Here is a 23,197-nt window from a genome sequence, read left to right as displayed (position 1 = left end):
AATGGACAGGCGCTCCACCGTGACGTCGTCGGCTCAGCGCACCCGGCCGCGTGGTTTCAGTGGCGTCGCGGGCATCGGCCGGACAGCGCAGCAGCGCATGGGCGATAATCCCAGGTCAACGTACTCGTCCCCGCGGTTTCAGGGGCACCGGCGGGAGTTCGGGAGCGGGCAGCGGGGAGGGCCGGACTGCGTCGATAGCGGCGTGCACGCCGGGGCTGGTGGCGATCTCCTTGCCGACGCGGGCCTGAAGACCGGTGCCGACCTGGCCGGTCGCGGTACGGACGGACGCTTCGGCCTGCGCCCGGAGTGCATCGAGGCATTCGTGGACAAGGGAGACGAATTGCTGTTCATTCTGAAAATTCCGCGATTGACGATTCAGCCCCTGACGCGATACACCGTCCCCGGTTGACCTCTTCATGCGCGCTAAATGCATGAGGTTACAACCACCCGATGTATGAAGATGAATACCCCGGCCGTCTATTAGGTGCCGGGGACTTTTTATACGGAAGCAGGAACTCCGGCTTGCGGGCCGGTCCCTGTCGCGTGATGCTGGCAGCGCGGCCATGTCGCAGCCGTAGAACTCCACCATTCAACTGACTGACGATCACAAAGGGTCCTGGTCCTCGTTGAGCTGGACCTGTTCCCGCGGTCGCGAGTCGGAGGGAGTCCCTCGTGATCGATCCCGTACAGATCCTGTGGTCACCCGCCGGTGCCACGCTGCCGTCGCTGGGCTCACGCGCACTGGCAGACGTCCACGACGGCGACACCCCGAACATTCGGATGCCGATCCGTATGCTCTCCGTCGACACCCCTGAGGTGACGGCGGGCTCGGCGGAACGGGCGGCGGTGATCGACGCGGAGTTCTCGCAACTCGCCGAGTGGATCCGCCAGGGCGACGCCCCGATCTCTCCTGGGCTCGCGGACTTTCTCCTCCCGAAGCTGGAAACGGGCCGCGCGGGCAGCCTGCACTTCCAGCAGGGCACGGAGGCGTCCGACTTCTCGAAGGAGAACATCGCCAGACGACTGGCCCGCCCCAACGGCCGCCCGCGGAGCCTGTTCATCCACACGGCGGACGCCCCGTTCGATGACAACCACCGCCTGCTGGCGTACATAGCCCCCAACTTCTCGGCGCAGGAACGCAAGACGATGCCGAGGGAGGAGCGCTCGACCTTCAACCTCGACCTGATCGCGGCGGGTTGGGCGGCGCCCTTCATCATCTACCCATCGATCCCGGGCGAGCTGGACCTTCCGCTGCTGCTGGCCGCGGGCGACAAGGCGGTGGCGGAGGGGCAGGGCATCTGGGCGTCGGACGAGACGCTGCTGGCGTACGAGTACCGCGCGGTCGAAAAGCTCCACGACATCACCAAGAAGAAGGTCGAGGGACGGCCCTTGACTCCGCCCGAGCTGTTCGCGTGGCGGAGCCGGTACTGCGTGGACATGCGCGACCGGGTGCTGCACGGGCCGGAGAACTACTTCGAGGTGCCGCCGGTCTATCGGCTGTGGCTGTGGCCGCAGGATGTACAGGAGGCGGTGGCAAGGCTGAATCTGCGGCCATCTCCGAGGCTGGTGGGCGCCGACTAGAGTGCTTTGCGAGAGCGGTGGCTGCCGGCCGCTGGTCCGGCGCCGCGACTCTGCAGGTGCCGAAGCGGGCGGCGAGCAGCCGAAGGAGGAAGCGCGCCTCGGCGAACTGCGGAGGCATGACAGGCCGTACCCCGATCGCCATGTCACCCGAGCTCAAGACGTGCGGAGCACCCCGCCGTACTCGTAAACGCGCTGGTTCAGCTTGGTGGCGCCGAGGTAGGAGGTCAGGGCCGCGTCCACCGGGGCAAGCGACGGCTGGTCGGGGTCAGGGCGCCAGTCCGCCAGGTTCACCAACCCCGGCTCCACCGGCTCCAGCCCGTCCAGGAAGCCGTCAAGTTCGGCGGGGGTGCGGGTCTGCCAGGGGATGCCGCGCCCAGAAATGTGCGCGGTCATTTCCGAGCACGTGGCCGGGTCGTCGGAGACGACCTGCGACAGGCCCAAGTAGCTGCCCGGTGCTGCCTGGTCGATGATCGTCCGAAGGACCCGGCGGGGAGTGTCGGCATCGCTGAGGTGGTGCACCACCGACAGGAACAGCACAGCCACCGGCTCACTGAAGTCGATCAGCCGGTCCACATCGGGATGGTCGAGGATGGCCTGCTGGTCGCGCATATCGCCGGTGATCACCGCGGTGGTGGCGTCGTCGGCCAGCAGCGCCTGGCCGTGCGCCAGCACGATCGGGTCGATGTCGACATAGACGACGCGGGCCTCCGGCGCGAAGAGCTGGGCGACCTGGTGCACATTGTTGTCAGTGGGCAACCCGCACCCCATGTCGATGAATTGGCGTATCCCCGCCTCCCGCGCCAGGTAGCGCACTGCCCGGTACAGGAACTGGCGGTTCTGTCTGGCAATGTCCACACACTCGGGGAAGTCCGGCAGGGTGGAGAGGAGGAACTCCCGGTCGATGTCGTAGTTGTCCTTGCCCCCCAGCATCCAGCCATAGGCCCGCGCCGAAGTCGGCACGTCGAAGGGTATCGAGGTCACCTCGGACCGATTGTCACTGACCACAGCGCGCACTCCGCTTCTCCCGCAAGGGCACAAGGACCTGGCTCCGTCATGGCGAGGCTACCCTCTGGTCAACATCCCGATGGAGTGATTGCCCGAGCGATCAACGAGCAGGCCAGTAAGGGACGTTGGCGGCCGCACTCCAGCAGTTCCCGGTCCGCCGACGATGTGCGGCGCCTGGAGTCGGTCAACGGCGGCGGTGAGGAACTGGGTGTCGGCGAGTTCGCCATAGAGCGGTCGCCGCGAGGCCGAGGCGTTCTCCCCGTTGACGGACGCCACCGCCATTGGACGCCCGCCTGCCCGGCGTAGCCAGGAGCAGGCGGGCGAACCGGGAAGGGCCCAATGGCTCCAAGCCGGGAGTCCTCGACTCGTTCGTCACATCCATGAGAGCGACCTCTGATCCCGCTTCGCAGACTGAGGATGATCCGCTGTCGTCCTTCGATCGACTCTCGCCCCCCGCACGTGCCTCAAGCCGCGCGGAGCTTACGGAACAGGACCGGCTCAACGGCGGTACACGGCAACGATCTGGGCTTGACCGCAGGAGCCCGGCATCGGCCGGGACCCCCCTGGGGTCGTCACTCCCCCGTAGGTGCCGCCCGGGCTGCAGCACCACCCGCCCCACCGACGGCCCCAATGCTCTCCCCAGCATGCTCCCGAGCTGGATCGGCCTTGACTTCGAGCGCTCTCCAAGCCCTATCGTCCAATCGCAGCCAGCAACGGATCTATCACCAGGACGCCCTGCCCGCTGAACAAGCCGAAACAAGGAGTGCGCATGCCGGCCGAGACCAGGCAAGACCGCTTCGAGCGCGGTATGAAGGTGCTTGCCGCCGTCGACGGCGAAGCGGGCCAACGTGTCATCGACTCGCTGGCCGATGTCTCGCCCGAACTGGGCCATCAGGTCGTCGCCTGGGCATTCGGCGACATATACGACCGCCCGGGTCTCGCGCCCCGCGACCGCCAGCTGGTCACGCTCGGCATCCTCACCGCCCTCGGTGGCTGCGAGCCCCAGCTGGAGGTCCATGTCAACGCCGCACTCAACGTCGGCCTGACAGCCAACGAAATCGTTGAGGCCTTGCTGCACTCCGCCGTCTACTGCGGCATGCCCAAGGCTCTCAACGCAACGTTCGTCGCCAAGAGGGTCTTCGCCGAACGCGGGTTACTGCCGGTTACGGAGTGAACGGTTCCTCCATCCGTTGTCCGTAGCCGGGTCCGGATCTGCTGCGGCGACCCGATGTCGCGTTCAAGGCGATGGGCGACGATTATCCGCACTACGGCCTGGTGGCGTGATGGCAGTTGTCATTGAAGGTGAGGGCGCCGGCGTTTTCACGGCTGGCTGTCGAAACCGGGGCGCATCAGCAGCAGATCCTCAGTCCAGCCATCCAGGGTGGGCCCGTGACCGGCTTCTCGTGCTGCGGCTTCGACCTGGGTGAAAAGCTGTCGTTGCAGGTTCGTGTCGGCGGTCTCCGTGATCCGCCCGATTGTGTTGAGCAGAGCTGTCGTTTCCCATTCCGGCAGAGGAAACCTCTCCAGTTCGCACTCCAGGTACTTGTCATAGGGGCGCGGACGATTGCTGAGGGCGAACAAGAACCCCAGCAGGAAGCGGATCCTGGCGGCCGCGTCGAGTCGGGCGATAAGGAGGTGGCCGTCGCGGGCGTTCTTGACGGCTCGGATACCGGCTCTGAACTGCGACGATTCATAGACTACATGTCCGTGACGGCGAGTTGGGATCGTCGCTGTAGCTCGTCCGGGTGGCCTCGTGGGACGGCCCGTCCGCAGGAACGGTGGACGGGCCGCGAGGTCGTCAGCCGGACAAGATCAGGTTGTTGATGCCCCTACTTGATGCGGTCGAGGAAGTCGAGCACCCGATGGTTGACCTGCGTTGCGGCCTGTTCGTCGTAGGACGGGAGGCTGCTGTCGGTGAACAGGTGCCTGTCGCCGGAGTAGAGGAACAGCTCGGCATCGGCAGCCGCCCCGACGATCGCGCGGGCAGCGTCGACATCACCCTCCCCGGCGAAGAATGGATCTGCGTCCATGCCGTGGATCTGGACCGGGACGTCCTGGGGCCAGGTTCCGCCGAACTCCGAGACCGGGACGCATGCCTCGAGCAGCAGTGCGCCCTTTGCATTGGGGCGGGTCTGGGCCAGCTTCTGCGCCGGCAGGACGCCGAGCGAGAACCCGATGTAGACGAGCTCTGCAGGCAGCCCCTCGGCGGCGGCAGTTCCGCGCGCGGTGACCGTGTCGAACCCAGCGTTCTCGGCGTAGCCGATGCCTTCCTCGAAGCTGTCGAATACCTGCCCCTCGTACAAGTCTGGAACGTGGACGGTATGTCCGGCCCGTCGCAGCTGCTCGGCGAACTCGCGAACGCCGGCGGTCAGCCCGTGCCCATGGTGGAAAACCAGCACCTCAGCCATGTTGCTCCCCTCGTGCTGCGGTGCCCGAGCGGCGCCGCGGCATGAGTATGGCCCGCAGCACTGACATCCGCGGGCCCGGCCGGACAGGATCAGGTTGGTGGGTCCCGGTTCGGTGAGGCGGGCTTCGAGGACGGCGACGCGTCGGTCCTGGAAGCGGAGGTTGGAACGGGCGGCCTTGAGTTGCTCGTCGAGGGTGCGATTCTCTGCGGTGATCTGGCGGAGTCGCTGCTTGAGGGTGGTGTTCTCGGTGGTGATCCGCTGGACGGTTTCCTCGGTCCACGCGGAACGACGCCGCGGCGGCCAAGGAAGTCCTCTTCCGCCTGCGCCTGATGCACCCCGAGGTCACAATCGTGTGGGCCGACTCGGCCTACGCCGGAAGGCTCGTCGACTGGGCGAAACAGCACCTCAACCTCACCATCAAGCCCGTCAGCCGCCCCAAGGACGCCTCCGGCTTCGTCGTGCTGCCCCGCCGCTGGGTCGTCGAACGCAGTCTCGCGTGGATGATGCACGCCCGCCGCCACGCGAGGGACTACGAACGGCTCATCCAGCACTCCGAGACCCTGATCACCTGGGCCGCCATCACCCTCATGAGCAGGCGCCTCGCACTGAAGGGGGCCACCCCCAGCCGGCCGAGGAAACCGGCGCCGGCCGACGGCTGACCGCCCCTTACTCCTCCTCTTCCTCCACGTCGCCCATGGCGACGCGGAGGCCGTACATGCTCTGCTGGACCTCGATCACGGACACCTCGGCCCGGCCGAGGGCTCGCCGGACACCTTCCACACCCACGGCCTGGAAGCGAAGGTGGGCGAAGGCTGGCCGATCTCACTGAACTTTGACCGGCCAGCCGCTGGGACGTATGTCAGCGCGCGGTGACTGAATACGCGGCGAGCGCGCGGTTGCCGCGCGGCTTGGCGATGGCCCGGAGAACGTCGGCCTGGCTCAGGACGAGCTGTCGCACCGGCTCGGGCAGCGCGGCCAGACGCTCCTCCGTTCCGGACAGGTCGAGGCAAGCAGCGATTTCCCAGTCGCCGTCCTGGAGCTCTTCGGTATCGACCGACCTGCTGCCGTCGGCCGTCCAGCCGGCCTCAGGCAGGAGCCGCAGCAGCCCCTCACGGGAGAAAGGCGTGCGGACGTTGCCCTGGCCATGCGATCCTGCGGCCTCGGTCTGCCCCTGGATCAGCACGGCGAGGAGGTGCGCCAGCTGGTCGCCAGATGCAGGCGTCAAGTCCCACTCGGTGAACCATAGTCGCCGCGCCCACGGCCGTACCCGGGCCAGTGTGTCTCGCAGTTGTCCGAGCGATGTGAAGTACCAGGAGCAATGTGCGAGCACCACGTGGTCAAAGGTACTTTCGGGGAAGTCGACTGATGGGTCGAGGACGTCGGTGCCGAAGCGGAAGTCGATGCGCGGCCCGAGAGGGCCCGCCGCGAGCCGGGCTGCCGATTCTCCGAGCGTGACCGGCGCCCCGTAGGAGGGTTCGGCCACGTCGACGGCCACCACGCGCCCTTTGGGCCCAACCGCCTCTGCGAGGACGGCGGTCATGTCGCCCTGGCCGCAGCCCAGTTCGAGGACAGTTGAGCCTGGCGCGATGTGCCAGCTCGCCACGAGCGTGGCGCGGTGGCGAGTTTGGGACAGCTGGATGTCCGGGCTGTGATAGGCGGCGGCCATGCTGGCCGCGAGCGAGGGGGCCTTGGCGCGGAGATCGGAGTGATTCACAAAGTCCTTGGTGATACTCGACGGGTCGGTGCGGGCCGATGGTATGAGACGCGCGGGCAGCGGCGCCTCCGACTTCCTGGGCATCCTGTGATGCCGCAGCCTGAGCAGATTAGAAACACGCACTGAGTCATTCCATGACATCGCCTGTGACGAGGAAAGAGCCGTGAAGTGTTCGTCCGCCTCCGTCACATTGATGGCCCCGCCCGTACACGGGCGGGGCCATCACTGGGGTCTACCGTGACGGCATCCCGTTGGGCGCGCGGCTTGGTACCGGGGCGTAGCCGGTGGCCCGGCTGGTGAAGGTGCCCCGGCCCTGGGTTCGGCTACGCAACCGGGAGGCATAGCCGAACAACTCGGCCAGCGGCACTGTCGCGGTGATCACTGCTGTGCCTGCCCGGGCGGTCGAGCCCGAGATCCGGCCGCGCCGTGCCGCCAGGTCGCCGAGGACCCCGCCCACCGCGTCGTCGGGCACAGTGACCGTGACCTCAGCCACCGGTTCCAGCAGCACCATCGCGCAGGCGCGCAGTGCCTCCCGCAACGCGAGCCGACCGGCAGTACGGAACGCCATCTCCGAGGAATCCTTGGGATGGGTTGCCCCGTCCGTCAGAGTGACCCGCAGCCCGGTGACCGGGTGACCGCCCAGGGGGCCCTCAGCCAGAGCATCCCGGCACCCGGCCTCCACCGCCCGGACGTACTCCGTCGGCACACGTCCGCCAACAACGGTCGAGTGGAAAACGAAGTCAACCGCGCTGCCGCTGCCGTCAAGCCCTGCGGCGTCCAACGGCTCCGCATCCAGGACGACATGGGCGAACTGGCCGGCGCCTCCGTCCTGCTTGACATGGCGGTACACCAGCCCGGACACCCCGCGGGCGACCGTCTCCCGGTAGGCCACCTGCGGCCGGCCGACGCTGACATCCAGCCCATGGGCGCGACGCATCTTCTCCGCCGCGACCTCCAAATGCAGCTCGCCCATGCCCGACAGCACCGTCTGACCGGTCTCACGGTCAGTCCGGACCGTCAGTGAAGGGTCTTCCTCAACCAGTCGTGCCAACGCCGACACCAACCGGTCGGTGTCGATGCTCCTGCGGGCCTCCACCGCCACGGAGACGACCGGATCGGCCACCCTCGGCGGTTCGAGGATCAGCGGCGCTGCGGGTGTGCAGAGCGTGGCGCCGGTGCGTGCCGCCTTCACTCCGACCACTGCGACGATGTCCCCGGCCACGGCCCGCTCCACCTCCGCGTGCCGGTCGGCCTGCACACGCAGGATCCGGCCGATCCGCTCGGTGCGCCGAGCCTCCACATCCAACACCGCCTCTCCCTTGCCGATCGTTCCCGAATACAACCGCAGATAGGTCAGCCGCCCCCTGGCGGTCGAGTTCACTTTGAACACCAGTGCGGCGAACGGCGCCGCCGGGTCGGCGACCCGCTCCTGCACCGAGCCGTCGACGGTGCCACGCACCGCCGGCACATCCAGTGGCGAGGGCAAATAGGCCACGACAGCCTCCAACAGCGGCTCGATCCCACGATTGCGGTAGGCAGAACCGCACAGCACCACCACGGCGTCACCGGCGAGTGTCAGATCGCGCAGTGCGGCGGCCAGTGTCCGCGCGGAGACCGTCGACTCTGCACAGAATTCCTCCAACGCGACCGGGTGGAGTTCCGCCACCGCCTCCTCGAGCAGCCGGCGCCGCCGGCATGCCTCTTCCCGCAAGGTCTCCGGCACCGGACCGTCCTCGAAGGTGTCGCAGCCGTCGGACCAGACCCGCGAGCGCATACGCAGCAGGTCCACCACGCCGATGAACCCGTCCTCCTGGCCGATCGGCATCTGGACCACCAGCGGAACCGTGTGCAACCTCTCCCGGATCGACTCGACCGCCAGGTCCAGGTCGGCACCGGCACGGTCCAGCTTGTTGACGAATGCGATCCGTGGCACCCCGTAGCGGTCGGCCTGCCGCCACACCGACTCGCTCTGGGGCTCGACACCCGCAACGGCGTCGAACACCGCGATGGCGCCGTCGAGCACACGCAGCGAGCGCTCCACCTCATCGGAGAAATCAACGTGGCCAGGAGTGTCGATCACATTGACCCTGTGGCCGTCCCAGTCACAACTCACCGCAGCAGCAAAGATCGTGATCCCACGATCGCGCTCCTGAGAATCGAAGTCGGTGACGGTCGTACCATCATGGACCTCGCCACGCTTGTACGTGGCGCCGGTGACATACAGGATCCGTTCAGTGACGGTGGTCTTGCCGGCGTCAACGTGGGCGAGGATGCCCAGATTACGGACGCCGGTCAGCGGATTGTTGCAATGAAGGTGTTCGGTGCGCACAACTCTGGCCTTTCGCAATGACCGACAGCAAGTCAGCGCGATTCCCCGGACGGAGACCTGCACTCAGGCCACGCCCAAACCCCCAGGCGGCGCAACGCCTCGGGATGTTCAGAGGCGTTGGTTGAGGCCGGACAGACAGGGGTCAGGCGTTCGTCGCGGAGATCCAGCGCCGGCCGCGCAGCCGACGCCGGACAGGCGAAGACACCAGGATCACCTCGTACCGTGACTGGGGAACAACGACAGCGGTGCGGTGACGCACGGCCGGCTCCCCTCACTCGTCAAGGCGCGCGCTGCGATGTCGTAGCGCGCGATTCGTGGCGAGTGTATGGAACTGGGGGTAGCCGGAGCACCGCATTTTTTTCCGGCAAGGGGATCCGGTGAGGAGAACCGGTCGCCCAGCTCGACGGCATGCGCTGGCGGCGCTTGCCTGGGCAAACAGCGGGCCGGACTCCTACGAGTCCTTCTGGGGGCATGCCTCCGTCGCTCGAGCTTCGCTCCCACGGCGTATCGCCCGACCTTCGCGAGTGGGTCAACATGAGGTCGTGGGCAAGGAGAAGCAGAGGCTGCGGGGATGGCGTCACGGCAGCAAACGCTGCTCTTTGGCGACCGCCACCGCCACCGCTCGGGTCTCCACCCCGAGCTTGCCGTAGATCCGTCCCAGGTGGGTCTTGACCGTGGCCTCGCTGATGAACAGGGCTCGGGCGATCTCCCGGTTGCCCAGGCCGCGCGCCAACTGCTGGAGGATGTCGCGCTCGCGCTCGGACAGAGCGGGGCGCGGACTGCGCATCTGGGCCAACACCCGGTAGGCGACCGGAGCCGACAGTGCGGTGCGGCCGGACGCGGCGTTGCGGATCGCCGCGAACAACTCCTCCGGCCCTTCGGCCTTGAGCAGGTAGCCGGCGGCGCCCGCTTCGATGGCGCGGGTGATGTCGGCGTCGGTGTCGAACATGGTGAGCACCAGCACGCGGGGGCTCGGCGTGTCGGAACCCTCCCCGCCATCTGACGACAGGTGCCGGGTGGCCGTCACGCCGTCCATGCCGCCACCGAGCTGGAGATCCATCAACACGACGTCGGGCCGGGCACGGGCGGCCACGGCGAGCGCCTCTTCGCCGCTGCCCGCCTCACCGACCACCTCGATGCCGTCGGTGCTGGACAGCAGCGCACGCAGCCCGGCACGCACGACGGCATGGTCGTCGCACAGCAGCAGCCGGATCGGCGAGGAGGACTCCGATGGACTCACGGCGCGGTCTCCCTGGGGGCGTCGATGGTGAGGGGGATGGCGGCAGACACGACGGTGCCCTCGCCCGGCGTGGACTCGACGGTGAGCGCGCCGCCCGACTGCCTCGCCCGGATACGCATGGCCGACAGCCCGTGCCCGCGCGCCCGGCCCGCTTCGGGGACCGGCGGGACGTCCGGGTCGAAGCCGCGGCCGTTGTCGGCGATGTCCAACGAGATCTGGTCGTCCAGGCAGGTCAAGGTCAGCGCGGCCCGCGTCGCCGCGGCGTGCTCGCGGGCGTTGGCCAGCGCGCCCTGCGCGATGCGCAGCAGCGCCGCCTCGACCCGCTCCGGCAGTGGGCCCGGGGTGCCGTCGAGCCGGAAGACCACTGTCAGCCCCGCGCCGCTCTCGCGGTCTGCGAGTGTGCTCAACGCCTCGGCCAGGGTGCGCTCGGCGAGGTCGGCCGGGGCCAGGTCGTGGACGAACCGGCGCGCCTCGGCAAGGCTGCGCGACGTGATCTCGGCCGCGTCCCGAATGTGCCCGCGGGCCGTGTCCGGGTCCGCCCGCCAGATGCGCTCGGCGGCCTGCAACAGCATCTGCTGACTGGACAGGCCCTGCGCGAGGGTGTCGTGGATCTCCGTGGACAGCCGCTGCCGCTCCGTCAGGATGCCCGTCCGCCGCTCGGTGGCAGCCAGGTCACGGCGGGTGCGGACCAGGTCGTCGATCAGGACGCGCTGCCGGGCCGCCTGGCGCTGCAGATGGACCAGGACAGCGGTGGCGACCGCGGCGATGGCCGGCGGGGCGAGCACCATGTTGGGATTGAGCGTGCCCTGTGACACCCGCATCTGGGAGGCGACGACCAGCGCGGTGAGCCCGGCCACCACCGGCACCGCGATCCGCGCGGGCAGCGTGTGCAGGCCGGCGAACAGCAGCGGCATCGCGCACCACGTGGCGCTCGGCGCGAGGGCGAGCAGGACGACCCAGACGGCCGACACTGCACCCAGCCAGGCCAGATGCCGGGCGGTGGGCCGGGCACCCTGCCCGATGCCCATTTCGACGTGGTGCACGCGCACAGTGTCTTCTCGCACTCCCCGCTCCCGGTCATCGAGGAGTGCCTAGCCAACGTCGGCCGGGTGCTGGCACGGGGCGGCTGGTTCGACTTCACCTTCGACCGCACCGAGGGCAAGGAGCACCAGGTGCTGCGGGAGGACTTCTACTACCGCACCGAGACACTCATCGCCCTCGCCGAGAAACACGGCCTGGCGGCCCGCTTCATGACCGACTGGGAGGAACTGCCGCACGGCCAGTCCAAAATCCGCGTCACCCACGGCCCGGACAACGACGACGAGATTGCAACCGGTGCATGAGGCGGAAGGCGCAGAGCCCAAGGCGGCCGGCCCGGAGCCCTGGGCGGGGAGTTCGTAGATCCAGCCGCTCGCGAACCCCGCGTCGTCGTCCTGGAGTTGAAAGGCGCGTTCGCTTGCCCTGTCGGTGACCTTCGACCGGTCTACGGGTTTCCAGCCGCCGGACGGCGGTGTGCAGGGTGGCGAGATGGTGGCGATGGCCGACGAGATCGGAATTCCGAAGTCCCTCTAGCGCGTCCGGTTCGGCGGACTGACGCAAGCATCCATACGTCCTCGGCCGACGCCTGGTGACGCCGCAGGCAACGATTGTGCTGCCCGGGCGCCCTTACCCGCGGGAACACCTTTCCCCCCAGACCCGACTGCTCCACTATGACTCTTCATTCCAGCCAGTCACGCTGGCTGGTCTTCCTATGGCAGGCGGGTCGGTCGCGCCGTATTTGAACGAGGAGTCGAGAGGGTGCCCAAGCTCCGGAAGGTCGTTGCGAACCCCGTGAACGACAACCCTGACCACACCGTCCTGCCGGATGCGAAACTAACCGAACGTATCCGCGCCGGGGCCCCGACCGCGTATCCCGCCACACAGGAGCTCAAGCGCCGCCACATGCCCTCGGTCCTCACCTACGCGCTGCTCTGCGGACGCACCCCGCTCGCCGGGAACCAGCTCGCGGTGCAGGCGCTCGACCTCGCCACCCAGGAGACGTGCCGCGGTATCGAGCCCCGGGGGAACTGGGGACACGATCTGCTGATGGCAGTTCAAAGAGTGGGCATGACCTGGGCGTCAGGCAGCCGCCGGTCCCGGCTCGAACCCGGCTTCGCCGCGTGGATTGACGACAACATCGAGTACACCGCTGTGATTCCCGCCGACCCGCCGCGTCCGCACCTCGACTTGACGTCCGCCATGCTCACCGCCTTCCACCGGCTGCCGGAGCAGACGCGGGGCATCCTCTGGTACGGGGTGGTGGACGAGGAGCCGGACGCCACGGTCGCCACCTTCGCCAACGTCCTTCCCAGCATGGTTCCGGGGCTGCGGACCACGGCGCAGGACGCCATGCGCAAGGTCTATATCCAGGCATATCTGGAGCGTGGCGGGGACCGGAAGTGTCTGGGTTACCGCCGCATCATCGAGGCGGCTGCTCGGCCGGGGGATGGGCGGCGCAGCGAGGACCTGGCGCTCCACCTGGCGGAATGCCCCAGCTGTGCGCGGCTGGTCATGGAGCTGAGACGGATGACGGACAGCCCTCGGACCGTGATCGCCGACGGTCTGCTGCGGTGGCGCGGAGCAGAGTACGTGGCCCGCGGTCCCGTGCGCGGCCCGCTTGGCACCCTGCCGGAGACGCCCGACCGGTGGGAGCCCACGGCCGCCCTGCGGGCGCCGGCCGCCTCCGCGCAGTCGCAGCGGAGCGATGGGACGCTGCCGGGTGCCGGGACCGCACCGCGAAACGGCGGGACGTCGCGGACGGGCGGGACGCTCGGGACGGGCGCCGCCGGGTGGCCGTCCCGGCTCGCCGTACTCGTGGCGGTGGCCACGACCGTCGTCGTGGCCGGCACGGTGCTGGCCACCGCCTTCGAGGACTCCGTCCCGGTCAGCGCCGACACTCCTGATGCCCCACAGGATTCCTGGCGTCAGGAGGCATGGCCTCCAGCGGCCGTACCGGCCCCCACGCCGTCGTCGAGCGACACCAGGCGGCCATCGAAGCCACCCCCGGCCTCACCGAGCCCCAGCTCCTCCTCCGCAGCACCCACCGCGAAGGCCCCTGCCCCGCCAAAGGCGATCGCGCCGCCCCGTCCAATGCCGATCGTCGCGGGCGGCGGCTACGCACAGGTCGTCAACGCGGATTCCGGGCTGTGCCTGGACATCGTGAACGGCGTGATGGCGAACCGTACTGAGGTGATCACCGCCCCGTGCAGCGGTGCCGCGACCCAGCGGTGGAAACTGGACCCCATCGGCGTCCTGCGCAGCAGGGCAGACCCCGACTACTGTCTGGACTCGCGCGGTGACACGGACCGCGGCGTCGGCATCTGGACCTGCTCCTCCGTCTACGGCAAGAACGGTCCGAACCTGCGCTTCACCATCGACGCGGCCGGAGCGATCCGCCCGCAGATCGCGCCGAGCTTCGCCCTGGAGCCGCTGGGCGGCTCGGCCGGCGGCTCGCTCGACTTCGACCCGGCCGACGGTGACAGCGACCAGCGCTGGACGGCCGGTTCCTCCGTGCGGAGCTAAGCGGTGATGGTGTCCAAGCCTGGTCGATGTGCTCGGCCGCGGCGGTCAGGCTCGCCGCGGCAGCGGTCAACTGTCATTGCTGGGCGCGCGCGACCAAGGCCGCCGCTCGTCGGCAGGCCCGTGGCGATCGCCTCGACCAGTTCGCCCAGCAGCGAGGTGATGAGGGGCTCACCAACGTGGTTCTCGCCGGTGAGCCCCTCATCTTCCATGCGTACGAAGGGACCCACTTACGAGGCACCCAATGCGTGCCCCCGGCAAGCTGCTCCCCTACTGAGCGCGGGCAGCCATCCATACACGGTTCCGGGCTTCGGTGACCTGGCGCGCGATCCGCCGACAAGTTGATGAACTGTCACACATTTGTTCCGTAAGGGCGTCCGCCAGTAGGTCATCGGATACGGGTTTCGTGGGCGGGTGTCCCAGGGGTAGAGGGTCCAGGCCCGTCGCTAGCGCCTGCCACAGTCGACGAAGCCACGCCCGGGAACCTCACTCTTCGGCGATCCATTGGGCGAGGGAGATCAGGGTGGCTTCGACGCTGTTCGTCATGTAGTCGCGGAGTGCGTCGAGGTCGCTGCGAGTGGTGCCCAGGACCGGGTCGAGGCGGAGGAGTTGCCAGGACTGCTCTACAACGGTTCCGCGTCCCTGGGGGTGGAAGGTCCAGCTCCACTGCACGATGCCGTCTTCGGCACCGCCGACCACGAAGGTGAAGGCGCCGCCGGGGTCGGCTCGTACGACCTGGGAGCGGGTGGTCCATTCCCTGCCGTCCTTCCGATTGCGGCCGCTGGACCAGGCGCCGACCCAAGGCCCGGCGCCCTGGTCGAACGTGACGTCGGTCGCGTTGGGGCTCCAGCGGCCGATTGCGGACACGTCACTGACCAGGTCATAGACCCGGGCGGGTGTGGCATCGACCCATCCGCGTCTGGCGAAGCCTGATGCGTCCAGAGCCTCGAAGAGGTCGTGTTCGCTGGTGGTGGCGCTCAAGGTGTCCTCCTGGGTGCGTGCGGGGTGGTGCCGGGTCGGCGACGCCCACGTCATCACCAGTCCTGCCGGGGAGCCAGAGCCGCTGGTGCCTATCCACGGCTGGGGCAGGCTGTGCGTTTCGAGTCGGCCCATACTCGGATCCATGACCGGAAAATCACAGCTCGGGGACTTCCTGCAGGCGCGGCGCTCCCAGCTGCGTCCCGAGGATGTCGGGGTGCCCACCTACGGGGAGCGTCGGCGTGTACCGGGGCTTCGGCGCGAGGAGTTGGCGCTGCTGGCGGGTGTGAGCGCCTCTTACTACACCCGGCTGGAGCAGGGGCAGTCACTGAGCGCGTCCTCCGAGGTGCTGGACGCGATCGCCGGGGCTCTGCGGCTGGACGACTCCGAGCGGCGGTACCTGCACGACCTGGCCCGGGCGGACAGGCAACGCACTCGGGGCCGGCGACCCGCACCGGAGCGTGTGACGGAGGCGACGGCTCAGTTGATGGACGTGCTGGCGGACGTTCCCGCGATCGTGCTCGGCCTGCGCAGTGACGTCCTGGCGTGGAATCGCCTGGGTCACGCGCTGTTCGCCGGGCACCTGGCCCCTGGTGCCCCGGACCTGTCCGCGCGGTATCCCAACATGGCCAGACTCGTGTTCCTCGACTGTCATACCCGCGACCTGTACGCGGACTGGCCGAGCAAGGCCAGGGCGGTGGTGGGGAACCTGCGCCTGGTGGCGGCCCAGCATCCGCAGGACACCGCGTTGCACGCGCTGCTGGGTGAACTGAGCGCAAAGAGCACTGAGTTCGCCTCGATGTGGGCCGACCACCGGGTCAAGGCGTGCACCGTCGCCACCTATGAGATGCGGCACCCGCTGGTCGGCCCACTGACCGTCGTTCAGCAGACCCTGAGCCACGGGCAGGGCCCCAACGTCGTGGTCGCCACCACGGAGGCCGGCTCCACCTCGCGGGCCGCGTTGGCCCTCCTCGCCCAGGCCATCACCCAGCCCAACACCCAGGACACCATCCCGGCCGGCCCGGCGCCGATGCGGCCCCAGGCCGACACCGCCTGACCTCACCCAACGTCACCGGGCGTTCGGTCGGCATCTGCGAGCACCCGTCCCACCCGGGCACGGCCGACGACCGGCCGCCGCCGGGAGCAGCCCCGGGGCCACATGGCCCCCGAGCAGAGCCCACCTACCCAACCCCCGCGTCGGCGTGTTGCTGCCGCATGCCCGAACCAGTGAAGGAACCATGCTCAAGAAGCTCTCCATGTCCGCTGTATCAGCGGCCGTCCTTGTCGCGGCCGCTGCCGCAGCGCCCACTCCGGCGTCGGCGTCGGCCGGGTCCGCCCCGCTGAGCAGCGCGCGGATCGCCGCGCACTTCGACCGGCTCAAGGGGCAGACGCCGGAGAACGTCGCCCTGGCACCGGGCGGCGCCGCGTACGTCACCTTCGCCCAGGGCCGCCAGGTCGCCAAGGTCTTCCCCAACGGCACGACGCGGATCCTGGCCACCCTGCCTCTGCCATCCGACGGCGGTATCCACACCCCGGTCCTGGGCTTCCCGCTGACCGTCGGGATCGTCCGTGCCCACGACGGCACCCTGTACTTCCTGTACGCCACCGGAACCGCCGACCTCACCGGCGTGTGGCGATTGCGCCCCGGGGGCGAGCCGCAGCGGATCGCCGCACTGCCCGCCAACGGTCTACCCAACGGCCTGGCGCTGGACCCGCGTACCCGCACTCTCTACGTCACCGACTCCGTGCTCGGCACCGTCTGGAGCGTGCCCACCACCGGCGGCACCCCCACCGCCTGGTCCACCGCCCCCGAACTTGCCCCCGCTGGCTTTCTCGGCGCCAACGGCCTGAAGATCCACAACGGGGCGGTCTGGGCCACCAACCTCGACAAGGGCACCGTCGTGCGCATCCCCATCCTCCGGGACGGGCGCGCCGGTTCGGTCCGGACCGAGGCCACCGGTCTGCCGGGGATCGACGACTTCGCCTTCACCGGCTGCGGCGACCAGTTGCTGGCCGCCCTCAATGGCCCGAGCGAGGTCGCGCTCGTCCAGCCCGACGGCAGCCACTCCACCGTACTGGCCTCGGCGGACGGCCTGCAGAACCCCACGTCCATCGCACTGCGCGGCGACACCGTCTATGTGCTGAGCGCCGCCTATGTCACCGGCAAGGACCCCAACCTGATCCTCGCCCGCGTCAACGACTAGGACCGCAGGCACAAGCACAGGCCCGAGGGGGCACACCGACTCGTCCCCGGCCGACCGTTTTCTGTCGGCTCGGCTCCGGGCCGACCTGTCACGCCGCCCCGAGTTCTCCCAGAACCCTCACCGTACGGAGAAACACCATGCAGGACATGCACGAGATCATCCTGGGCGATGTCACCATCACCCGGATCGAAGAGATGCACGGGCCGATCATGCCCGCGGACCAGTTCTTCCCGGACATGCCCGAGCAGGCATGGAAGGACCACCGCGGGACGCTCGTGCCCGACCACCTGGGCGCCGATGACGCCATGGTCCACGTCGCTATGCAGACCTGGCTGCTGCGCAGCGGCGGCAGGACCATCCTGGTCGACACCGGCGTCGGCAATGACAAGACCCGCCCGGCCGTCGCCGCGTGGGACCATCTGCGGCTGGACTACCTCGGCAACCTCCTGGCCCGTGCGGGTGTGCGGCCCGAGGACGTCGACCTCGTGGTCAACACCCACCTGCATGTCGACCACGTCGGCTGGAACACGCGCCTGATCGACGGCGCCTGGGTGCCCACGTTCCCGAACGCCACCTACCTGATGCCCAAGGCCGACTTCGAGTTCTGGAACCCGGCGAACAACCCCGACATCGCCGGCAGCGTCAACGAGAACGTCTTCGAGGACAGCGTCGCCCCCGTGCACACCGCGGGCCAGGTGCAGCTGTGGGAGGAAGGCCACACCATCGACGCGCACCTGCGCCTGGAAGCAGCCCCCGGCCACACGCCCGGATCCAGCGTCGTCAAGCTGGCCTCCGGCAGCGACTGTGCCCTGTTCGCCGGCGACCTGATGCACACCCCCCTGCAGGTCATGCAGCCCGACCACAACAGCTGCTTCTGCCACGACCCGGCCCAGGCCCGCACAACCCGCCGCAGGTTGCTCGGCTGGGCCGCCGACGCCAACGCCCTCGTCCTGCCCGCCCACTTCAGCGGCCACAGCGCCCTCGAAGTCGAGCACAAGGGCAGCGGATTCATGATCAAGAAGTGGGCGCCGATCACGAGGTACTGACCCCGGCTCCACCCCGCCGCCGCTCCGGCCACCCCGGAGCGGCGGCATCGACGTGAGCAACCAGCAGCGAGGAGATCCGAGATGGCACCCGCCGATCCCGCCACCGTCACCACTACGTCAGGCCCTATCCGCGGTCGCCACCACGGACACGGGACTGTCTTCCTCGATGTCCCCTACTCCGCACCGCCCGTCGGACGCAGGCGTTTCGCCGCGCCGAGCCCGCACGAACGGTGGACCGGGGTCCGTGACGCGACGCGGCCGGGACCGACCGCGCCCCAGCCCACCCGCGACTCCTTCGGCACCCTCGACATGTCGCCCTACTTCGGCCCAGGCTGGCAGCGCGGCGACGACTACCTCACGGTGAACATCTGGGCCCCGCAGCCGGATGGGCCGAACCGGCCGGTCATGGTGTTCGTGCACGGCGGAGGGTTCGTCGCGGGCTCCGGCCGTGCACCGCTCTACGACGGAACGGCTTTCGCCCGCGACGGCGTCGTGCTGATCACCGTCAACTACCGCCTGGGCATCCCCGGTTTCCTGCATCTGTCCGACGCTCCGGACAATCGCGGAATGCTCGACGTCCTGGCCGCCCTGCACTGGATTCGGGAGAACGTCGCCCGCTTCGGCGGTGACCCCGGCAACGTCACCCTCTTCGGCCAGTCCGCCGGAGCCATCATCGTCGGCGGGGTCCTCGCCGACCCGGCCTCCTCCGGCCTGGTCCGACGGGCGATAATCCAGAGCGGCAGCGGCACCGGCGCCTTCACTCCCGACCAGGCCGGCATCGTCACCGCGGCAGTCGGACGCGAGCTGGACCTTGAACCCACCGTCAAAACCCTCGCCGACATCCCCGACGAGCGCCTCGTCGCCGTCACGGCCGGCCTGACCGGCTTGGACCTGCGCACGTCCACCCACCACGACCCGCTCGGCGGCATCACCTCCTTCAGCCTGGTCAGCGAGCAGCAGCCTGCCACCGCGGTCGCCGCCGGTCAGGGAGGCGACGTCGACTTGCTGATCGGCGCCAATCTCGACGAGGGCAGTCTCTACCTGGCCCCGTTGGGACTCCTGGCGAGCACCACCGATGCCGACGTCCGGGACACCGCGGCAAGGTTCCACCCCGACCCCGACGAAGCCGTCCGTGCCTACCGAGCACAGCACCCGTCCGCCTCAGCCGCCGACCTGCGCACCACCATCCTCGGTGACGGGCTGTTCACAGCCGGCACCCGGCAGATGGCCGCCGCACACGCGAGCGCTGCGGACGGGCGAACGTACTGCTACGAATTCGTCTGGCGCTCCGACGCGATCGACGGGCGACTGGGCGCCAGCCATGTCATGGAGTTGCCGTTCGTCTTCGACCGCCTGTCCCTGCCATCGCTGCACGGCCCACGAGGGCTCCTCGGCAACGCCGAACCGTCCGCCCCACTCGCCGCCCGAATCCGCCAATCGTGGATACGGTTCGCTGAGACCGGCAATCCCGGCTGGCCCGTCTACGAACCGGCCGGGGGCCACGTCCAGCACATCGGCGTCGTCTGACCGCCAACCGCGGGCAACGGCGCCGCGCACTGCGGTGCCGGCGGCCGCGTATCAGTGACGCGCTGGTCTTCGACTGCGGATACGAGCGGGCAGCCGACAGTTCCTGCTCCGCCACCACCCTGCGCCTCCGCCGCGACGAGTGGATCGCAGCCGGAGTGATGGAGACCTTGAGGCTGATCATGCTGGCCGCCTACGACCAGATGATCGGCCTCGAACTCGACCAGCTGTCCGCAGACGGCTTCATCCCCAAAGCACCATCCGGCGGAGAATGCGCTGGCAAGAGTCCCGTCGACCGGGCCAAACTAGGCATCAAGCGCACGCAGTTGACCGACCGCCAAGGAATACCGTTGGTCACGGACCCAGCACCGGCCAATACGCACGACCACACACTGCTGCCCGCCGCCCTCGACCGCTTCACCGAGCTCGAAGCAGCCCTTGGCCCGCTGCCGGAACACCCTCACCTTAGCCTGGATGCCGGCTACGACTACAGCATGGTCCACCAAGACAGCGAGGGCCGTTTACGACTACTGCGCGAAGCGGGAGGCGGACGGCACCACAGTTCCACGATCTGCTGCGGGACAAGAACCGCCGCGCGTACGGCCGCCGACGGGGGCCGCGGCGCGGCCGTACGCGCGGCGGCCCCCGTCGGCGGCCGTGGTGTACGCCCAGAGTGTCAAGTGCTCCGCCCACGTGGCCGAGACGAGTCAGGGCACCCGGAGCCCTCGGCCCGGCCAGGTGCTCACCTGGACCCCGGCATCTGACGGGCCGTAAAACTCAAGCTCCGGCCTACGCTTGGAAGGTAGGACGAGCTCAGGCCGGCTCGGTCGCTCCTCAGCCGCGCTGGGCCGCGGCCAGGGCCGCGCGCAGCGTTCCGGCGTCCGCGCTCGCTCCCGGGTCGTCCATGGAGATGCCGCGACCCTGCGGGTTCTTCGCGTACGGAACGACATAGGCCGGAGTGTCGCGCTGGAAACGCCAACTGTCGGCAAGGGGCCCCGCGTCCAGAGCGTCGTATCCGAGGAGATCGAGCAGCCGGGTGGCGGAGGCCTTCGCCTCCGGGTCATCGCCGGCGATCGGCAGCGCCGAGCGGTCGGCAGCGCCGGAAGGCCGGGCCAGCGCGGCCAGATGCGCGAAGAAGATGTTGTTGAACGCCTTGACGACCTTGGCGTCCGGCAGATGCCGCTGGAGGAGTTCGCTGGTGGTGGTCTCTTCCGAGTCCAGTTCGGCGATCCGTCCGTCGCGCTCGGGGTAGTAGTTGTTCGTGTCGAGAACGACCTTCCCCTCCAGCGGCGCCACCGGCACCTGGCGGTAGTTCTTCAGCGGGACGGTGACCACGATCCAGTCGCCGGCGGCCGCCGCCTCGGCGGGTGTCGCGGCCCGCGCGCGGGGGCCCAGCTCCGCCACCAGGTCGGCGAGAGTCTCAGGTCCGCGTGAGTTGCTGAGGACCACATCGAGCCCGGCGGCTACGCCGAGCCTCGCGAGGGTGCTGCCGATGTGTCCACTGCCGATCAGTCCAAGAGTGCTCATGCTGATGACAGCCGGACACACCGCAGCCGTATTCCCCGTCCTTACGTCTTGGGGTGCTTTCTTCCGCCTTCGGGGTTGTCGGCGGATGATCGGGGCGCAGCGTGGGCCGCCGCGCGAGACGTTGACCGACTCCCGAGGCTCGGGGCTGTGTCCGGCCGTCCGCGCGTACAACCTCAAGGGCAGACGGGGAGTCAAATGTGCAAGGAACAGCGCCTGACGGGCCGCCACGGACACGCCCGCCTCCACCGGAGGCCATCGGCCGAAGTCACGAGCCCGGCGCCAGCTGAGAGGCCGGACCATGAGACCGAGACTGACCACCGGGGCGGCGCGTGCCGCTCTGGTCTGGTGCGCCGCGATGGCGCTGGGCTTCGGCCCGGCCGCCGCGCCGCCCTCTGCCGCCGACCCCGCACCGGAAGGCTACTTCGCGGTGTACGCACCGCCGGAGCACGAGGTGGCCCGCGCAGGCGCGGTACCAAACGACGCCCGGTTCAAGGATGTACAGATCCAGTTCGTCAACGTCCGTCCCCAGCAGGATCTGGTGGAGGACGTCGAGCTGGTGATCGACACCACCGGCGTCAAGGATGTCGCGGAGTTCCGCTTCGCAGCGGACTGTGCTGTGGCGGGGGCGGTCGCCATCTGCCCGGTCGGCGATGTCGAAGTGCGCTGGAACGCCGAGCCCAACTTCACGTACTCCTACAAAGTCCGTGCCAAGGCCGGCGCGGCGAACGGCGCCACGGGACAGGTCACGTACACCGCCCGCTCGGCCAACACCCCGCTCGGCAAGGAGAGCCGGCTCACGACGGCCGTCACGGTCACCGAGGCCGCCGACCTGGTACTGACTCGGCCGGCGCAGTACCGGATCCGGGTGCCCGCCGGCGGAAGCGTCCCGTTGCCGCTGGAGGTGTCCAACGCGGGAAGCCAGACCGTGCCGCGCACCTATCTGCGGATCTGGGGCTTCGACGGCGACGACCGGGCGGAGCTGCTCGGCAGCCACACCAACTGCTGGTACCAGACCCGCGACCCCAAGAACGCCAAGTCCCCGAAAGTCGGCGCCGTGTGCCTGCTCAACACCCCGCTCCCGGCCGACTCGGCGCGGCACGTGCTGTCCCCGCCGCTGAAGATCGGCATGGGCAAGTACGAGGAGTTCAGCAGGCTGGAGTACATGGTGCTGCCGAATGTCCCGGAGCAGCCCCGCGGCGTGCGCGGCACCTCGGGCGTGCTGAAGCTCGCGCCCAAGCCGCAGCAGAAGGCGGCGCAGGCCGCACCGCCGCCCCGCGAGATCGACGGCTCCGACAACTCCGTGATCGTCGGGTTCGACACGGGCCAGGTGGCCGATCTGGCGGCCGCGGGCGCGACCGTGAAGACGCGCGTCGGCGAGCGGTTCACCGCCGTCGTCGGAGTGACCAACCGGGGCCGGGCGACGTATCGCGGCCCCGGAGAGGCCGTGATGGTGGAGATCCCGCGCGGATTGAAGGTGCTGGGGTTCGACAAGCGGTGCAAGGCGACGCCCAACACCACGCACTGGGAGAACTACACGGATCCCACGTTCGGTGACGGTCCCGAGGACGACGCTCCCGTACCGACGGGCGCACTGTACCGGTGCAGAGTCCCTGGAGAGCTGTTGCCGGGCATCAAGCCCGTACTCGGCTTCACGCTCACAGCTACCCGGACGCTCGACGAAGCGCGAGGAGTGGTGTTCCTCAGTCAGGGGAGGGCGGCTCCCGGGCGGAACAACCTCGGCTTCCTGACGGTCACCGCCACCGCGGCGGTCGGCGGCACGAGCGGAGGCAGTACGGGCGGAGGCAGTACGGGCCGGACGCCTGGAGGCTCCGGCACGGCCGGGGGCACGGAGGGCGTGACCACCGGCGGTTCCGGTGACCTCGCGGCAACCGGGTCGGGCTCGACAATCCCCGTCGCACTCACCGCGATCGGGGCGACAGGGCTGGGCGTGATCGTGTTCGTCGTCGCAAGGAGACTGCGGCGACGCGCCTGACACCCGCCCGGCGGCGGGGATGTCGCACCCCGCCCGACACCCCCGCCGCCGTGAGCGCTGCACCAACCCCCACCGCGTCAGCCGCCTGCG

17 protein-coding genes and 4 pseudogenes are annotated in these 23,197 nt (G+C 69.2%); 12 read left to right on the top strand and 9 right to left on the bottom strand.

Features of this window, described 5'->3' with window-relative positions; genetic code table 11:
- The first annotated feature begins 19 nt into the window (after positions 1-19).
- Entirely contained in the window at positions 20-409 is a 390-nt protein-coding gene (locus ACH492_RS27550; RefSeq protein ID WP_398990364.1) for a hypothetical protein, read from the top strand.
- A gap of 263 nt (positions 410-672) precedes the next feature.
- On the top strand, positions 673-1,581 hold the full coding sequence (locus ACH492_RS27545) for a nuclease (protein WP_398990363.1): 909 nt from the start codon (positions 673-675) through the stop codon (positions 1,579-1,581).
- A gap of 153 nt (positions 1,582-1,734) precedes the next feature.
- Here ACH492_RS27545 and ACH492_RS27540 read toward each other — a convergent pair whose 3' ends face one another.
- Positions 1,735-2,586, bottom strand: a complete 852-nt coding sequence (locus ACH492_RS27540) for an SAM-dependent methyltransferase (RefSeq protein WP_398990362.1) — start codon at positions 2,584-2,586, stop codon at positions 1,735-1,737.
- Positions 2,587-3,355: 769 nt separating this feature from the next.
- On the opposite strand from ACH492_RS27540, the gene ACH492_RS27535 reads away from it, so the two are divergent.
- The gene (locus tag ACH492_RS27535; protein WP_398990361.1) at positions 3,356-3,760 is read left to right on the top strand and encodes a carboxymuconolactone decarboxylase family protein; all 405 of its coding nucleotides are present in this window, start codon (positions 3,356-3,358) and stop codon (positions 3,758-3,760) included.
- A gap of 146 nt (positions 3,761-3,906) precedes the next feature.
- Here ACH492_RS27535 and ACH492_RS27530 read toward each other — a convergent pair.
- Together ACH492_RS27530 and ACH492_RS27525 are read right to left on the bottom strand one after the other, a co-directional pair.
- A pseudogene (locus ACH492_RS27530) lies at positions 3,907-4,251 on the bottom strand (hypothetical protein); the annotation flags it as partial.
- Positions 4,252-4,415: 164 nt separating this feature from the next.
- The gene (locus ACH492_RS27525) at positions 4,416-4,994 is read right to left on the bottom strand and encodes a dienelactone hydrolase family protein (RefSeq protein ID WP_398990360.1); all 579 of its coding nucleotides are present in this window, start codon (positions 4,992-4,994) and stop codon (positions 4,416-4,418) included.
- Between the two features lie 284 nt (positions 4,995-5,278).
- Here ACH492_RS27525 and ACH492_RS27520 point away from each other — a divergent pair.
- A pseudogene (locus ACH492_RS27520) lies at positions 5,279-5,647 on the top strand (transposase); the annotation flags it as partial.
- 206 nt (positions 5,648-5,853) lie between these two features.
- On the opposite strand, the gene ACH492_RS27515 reads toward ACH492_RS27520, so the two are convergent.
- The 4 genes from ACH492_RS27515 to ACH492_RS27500 all read right to left on the bottom strand — a co-directional run bounded on the left by ACH492_RS27515 (position 5,854) and on the right by ACH492_RS27500 (position 11,305).
- On the bottom strand, positions 5,854-6,708 hold the full coding sequence (locus ACH492_RS27515) for a class I SAM-dependent methyltransferase (RefSeq protein WP_398990504.1): 855 nt from the start codon (positions 6,706-6,708) through the stop codon (positions 5,854-5,856).
- A 232-nt stretch (positions 6,709-6,940) separates the two neighbouring features.
- On the bottom strand, positions 6,941-9,037 hold the full coding sequence (fusA, locus tag ACH492_RS27510) for an elongation factor G (RefSeq protein ID WP_398990359.1): 2,097 nt from the start codon (positions 9,035-9,037) through the stop codon (positions 6,941-6,943).
- 577 nt (positions 9,038-9,614) lie between these two features.
- Entirely contained in the window at positions 9,615-10,277 is a 663-nt protein-coding gene (locus ACH492_RS27505; RefSeq protein ID WP_398990358.1) for a response regulator, read from the bottom strand.
- On the bottom strand, positions 10,274-11,305 hold the full coding sequence (locus ACH492_RS27500) for a sensor histidine kinase (protein WP_398990357.1): 1,032 nt from the start codon (positions 11,303-11,305) through the stop codon (positions 10,274-10,276). Before ACH492_RS27500 ends, ACH492_RS27505 begins: the two co-directional genes overlap by 4 nt.
- On the opposite strand from ACH492_RS27500, the pseudogene ACH492_RS27495 reads away from it, so the two are divergent.
- Positions 11,291-11,620, top strand: a pseudogene (locus tag ACH492_RS27495) (methyltransferase domain-containing protein); the annotation flags it as partial. The gene ACH492_RS27500 and the pseudogene ACH492_RS27495 sit on opposite strands and share 15 nt — an antisense overlap.
- Before the next feature lie 454 nt (positions 11,621-12,074).
- Complete coding sequence (locus ACH492_RS27490) at positions 12,075-13,838, top strand: ricin-type beta-trefoil lectin domain protein (protein WP_398990356.1); 1,764 nt, start codon at positions 12,075-12,077, stop codon at positions 13,836-13,838.
- Positions 13,839-14,321: 483 nt separating this feature from the next.
- Here ACH492_RS27490 and ACH492_RS27485 read toward each other — a convergent pair whose 3' ends face one another.
- Entirely contained in the window at positions 14,322-14,948 is a 627-nt protein-coding gene (locus ACH492_RS27485; protein ID WP_398990355.1) for an SRPBCC family protein, read from the bottom strand.
- Positions 14,949-14,958: 10 nt separating this feature from the next.
- On the opposite strand from ACH492_RS27485, the gene ACH492_RS27480 reads away from it, so the two are divergent.
- The 5 genes and pseudogenes from ACH492_RS27480 to ACH492_RS27460 all read left to right on the top strand — a co-directional run.
- Positions 14,959-15,870, top strand: coding sequence for a helix-turn-helix domain-containing protein (locus ACH492_RS27480; protein WP_398990354.1), 912 nt, complete (start codon positions 14,959-14,961; stop codon positions 15,868-15,870).
- A 181-nt stretch (positions 15,871-16,051) separates the two neighbouring features.
- Entirely contained in the window at positions 16,052-17,017 is a 966-nt protein-coding gene (locus ACH492_RS27475; RefSeq protein WP_398990353.1) for a hypothetical protein, read from the top strand.
- Positions 17,018-17,163: 146 nt separating this feature from the next.
- The gene (locus ACH492_RS27470) at positions 17,164-18,063 is read left to right on the top strand and encodes an MBL fold metallo-hydrolase (protein ID WP_398990351.1); all 900 of its coding nucleotides are present in this window, start codon (positions 17,164-17,166) and stop codon (positions 18,061-18,063) included.
- Positions 18,064-18,144: 81 nt separating this feature from the next.
- A complete protein-coding gene (locus ACH492_RS27465; RefSeq protein ID WP_398990350.1) occupies positions 18,145-19,590 on the top strand; it encodes a carboxylesterase/lipase family protein in 1,446 nt (481 codons plus the stop codon).
- A gap of 35 nt (positions 19,591-19,625) precedes the next feature.
- Positions 19,626-20,108: pseudogene (locus ACH492_RS27460) on the top strand (IS5/IS1182 family transposase); the annotation flags it as partial.
- A 313-nt stretch (positions 20,109-20,421) separates the two neighbouring features.
- Here the strand turns inward: ACH492_RS27460 and ACH492_RS27455 are convergent.
- Complete coding sequence (locus ACH492_RS27455) at positions 20,422-21,414, bottom strand: NADPH-dependent F420 reductase (protein ID WP_398990349.1); 993 nt, start codon at positions 21,412-21,414, stop codon at positions 20,422-20,424.
- Between ACH492_RS27455 and ACH492_RS27450 the strand changes: the two genes are divergently transcribed.
- The gene (locus ACH492_RS27450) at positions 21,413-23,107 is read left to right on the top strand and encodes a hypothetical protein (RefSeq protein ID WP_398990348.1); all 1,695 of its coding nucleotides are present in this window, start codon (positions 21,413-21,415) and stop codon (positions 23,105-23,107) included. The two genes, ACH492_RS27455 and ACH492_RS27450, sit on opposite strands and share 2 nt — an antisense overlap.
- Positions 23,108-23,197 lie beyond the last annotated feature (90 nt).

Source organism: Streptomyces sp. NPDC019443, assembly GCF_044389785.1.
In the GTDB taxonomy this organism is placed as follows: Bacteria; Actinomycetota; Actinomycetes; order Streptomycetales; family Streptomycetaceae; genus Streptomyces.
Note: the sequence above shows the minus strand (reverse complement) of the source record. Positions and strands in the feature narration are given on the sequence as shown.

What these genes read in the sequence shown, in the direction of transcription:
- ACH492_RS27535 (WP_398990361.1), top strand. Translation starts at nt 3,356, where the DNA reads ATGCCGGCCGAGACCAGGCAAGACCGCTTCGAGCGCGGTATGAAGGTG.
- ACH492_RS27525 (WP_398990360.1), bottom strand. Translation starts at nt 4,994, where the DNA reads ATGGCTGAGGTGCTGGTTTTCCACCATGGGCACGGGCTGACCGCCGGC.
- ACH492_RS27500 (WP_398990357.1), bottom strand. Translation starts at nt 11,305, where the DNA reads ATGGGCATCGGGCAGGGTGCCCGGCCCACCGCCCGGCATCTGGCCTGG.
- ACH492_RS27485 (WP_398990355.1), bottom strand. Translation starts at nt 14,948, where the DNA reads ATGGGCCGACTCGAAACGCACAGCCTGCCCCAGCCGTGGATAGGCACC.
- ACH492_RS27480 (WP_398990354.1), top strand. Translation starts at nt 14,959, where the DNA reads ATGACCGGAAAATCACAGCTCGGGGACTTCCTGCAGGCGCGGCGCTCC.
- ACH492_RS27475 (WP_398990353.1), top strand. Translation starts at nt 16,052, where the DNA reads ATGCTCAAGAAGCTCTCCATGTCCGCTGTATCAGCGGCCGTCCTTGTC.
- ACH492_RS27470 (WP_398990351.1), top strand. Translation starts at nt 17,164, where the DNA reads ATGCACGAGATCATCCTGGGCGATGTCACCATCACCCGGATCGAAGAG.
- ACH492_RS27465 (WP_398990350.1), top strand. Translation starts at nt 18,145, where the DNA reads ATGGCACCCGCCGATCCCGCCACCGTCACCACTACGTCAGGCCCTATC.
- ACH492_RS27450 (WP_398990348.1), top strand. Translation starts at nt 21,413, where the DNA reads ATGAGACCGAGACTGACCACCGGGGCGGCGCGTGCCGCTCTGGTCTGG.
- ACH492_RS27455 (WP_398990349.1), bottom strand. Translation starts at nt 21,414, where the DNA reads ATGGTCCGGCCTCTCAGCTGGCGCCGGGCTCGTGACTTCGGCCGATGG.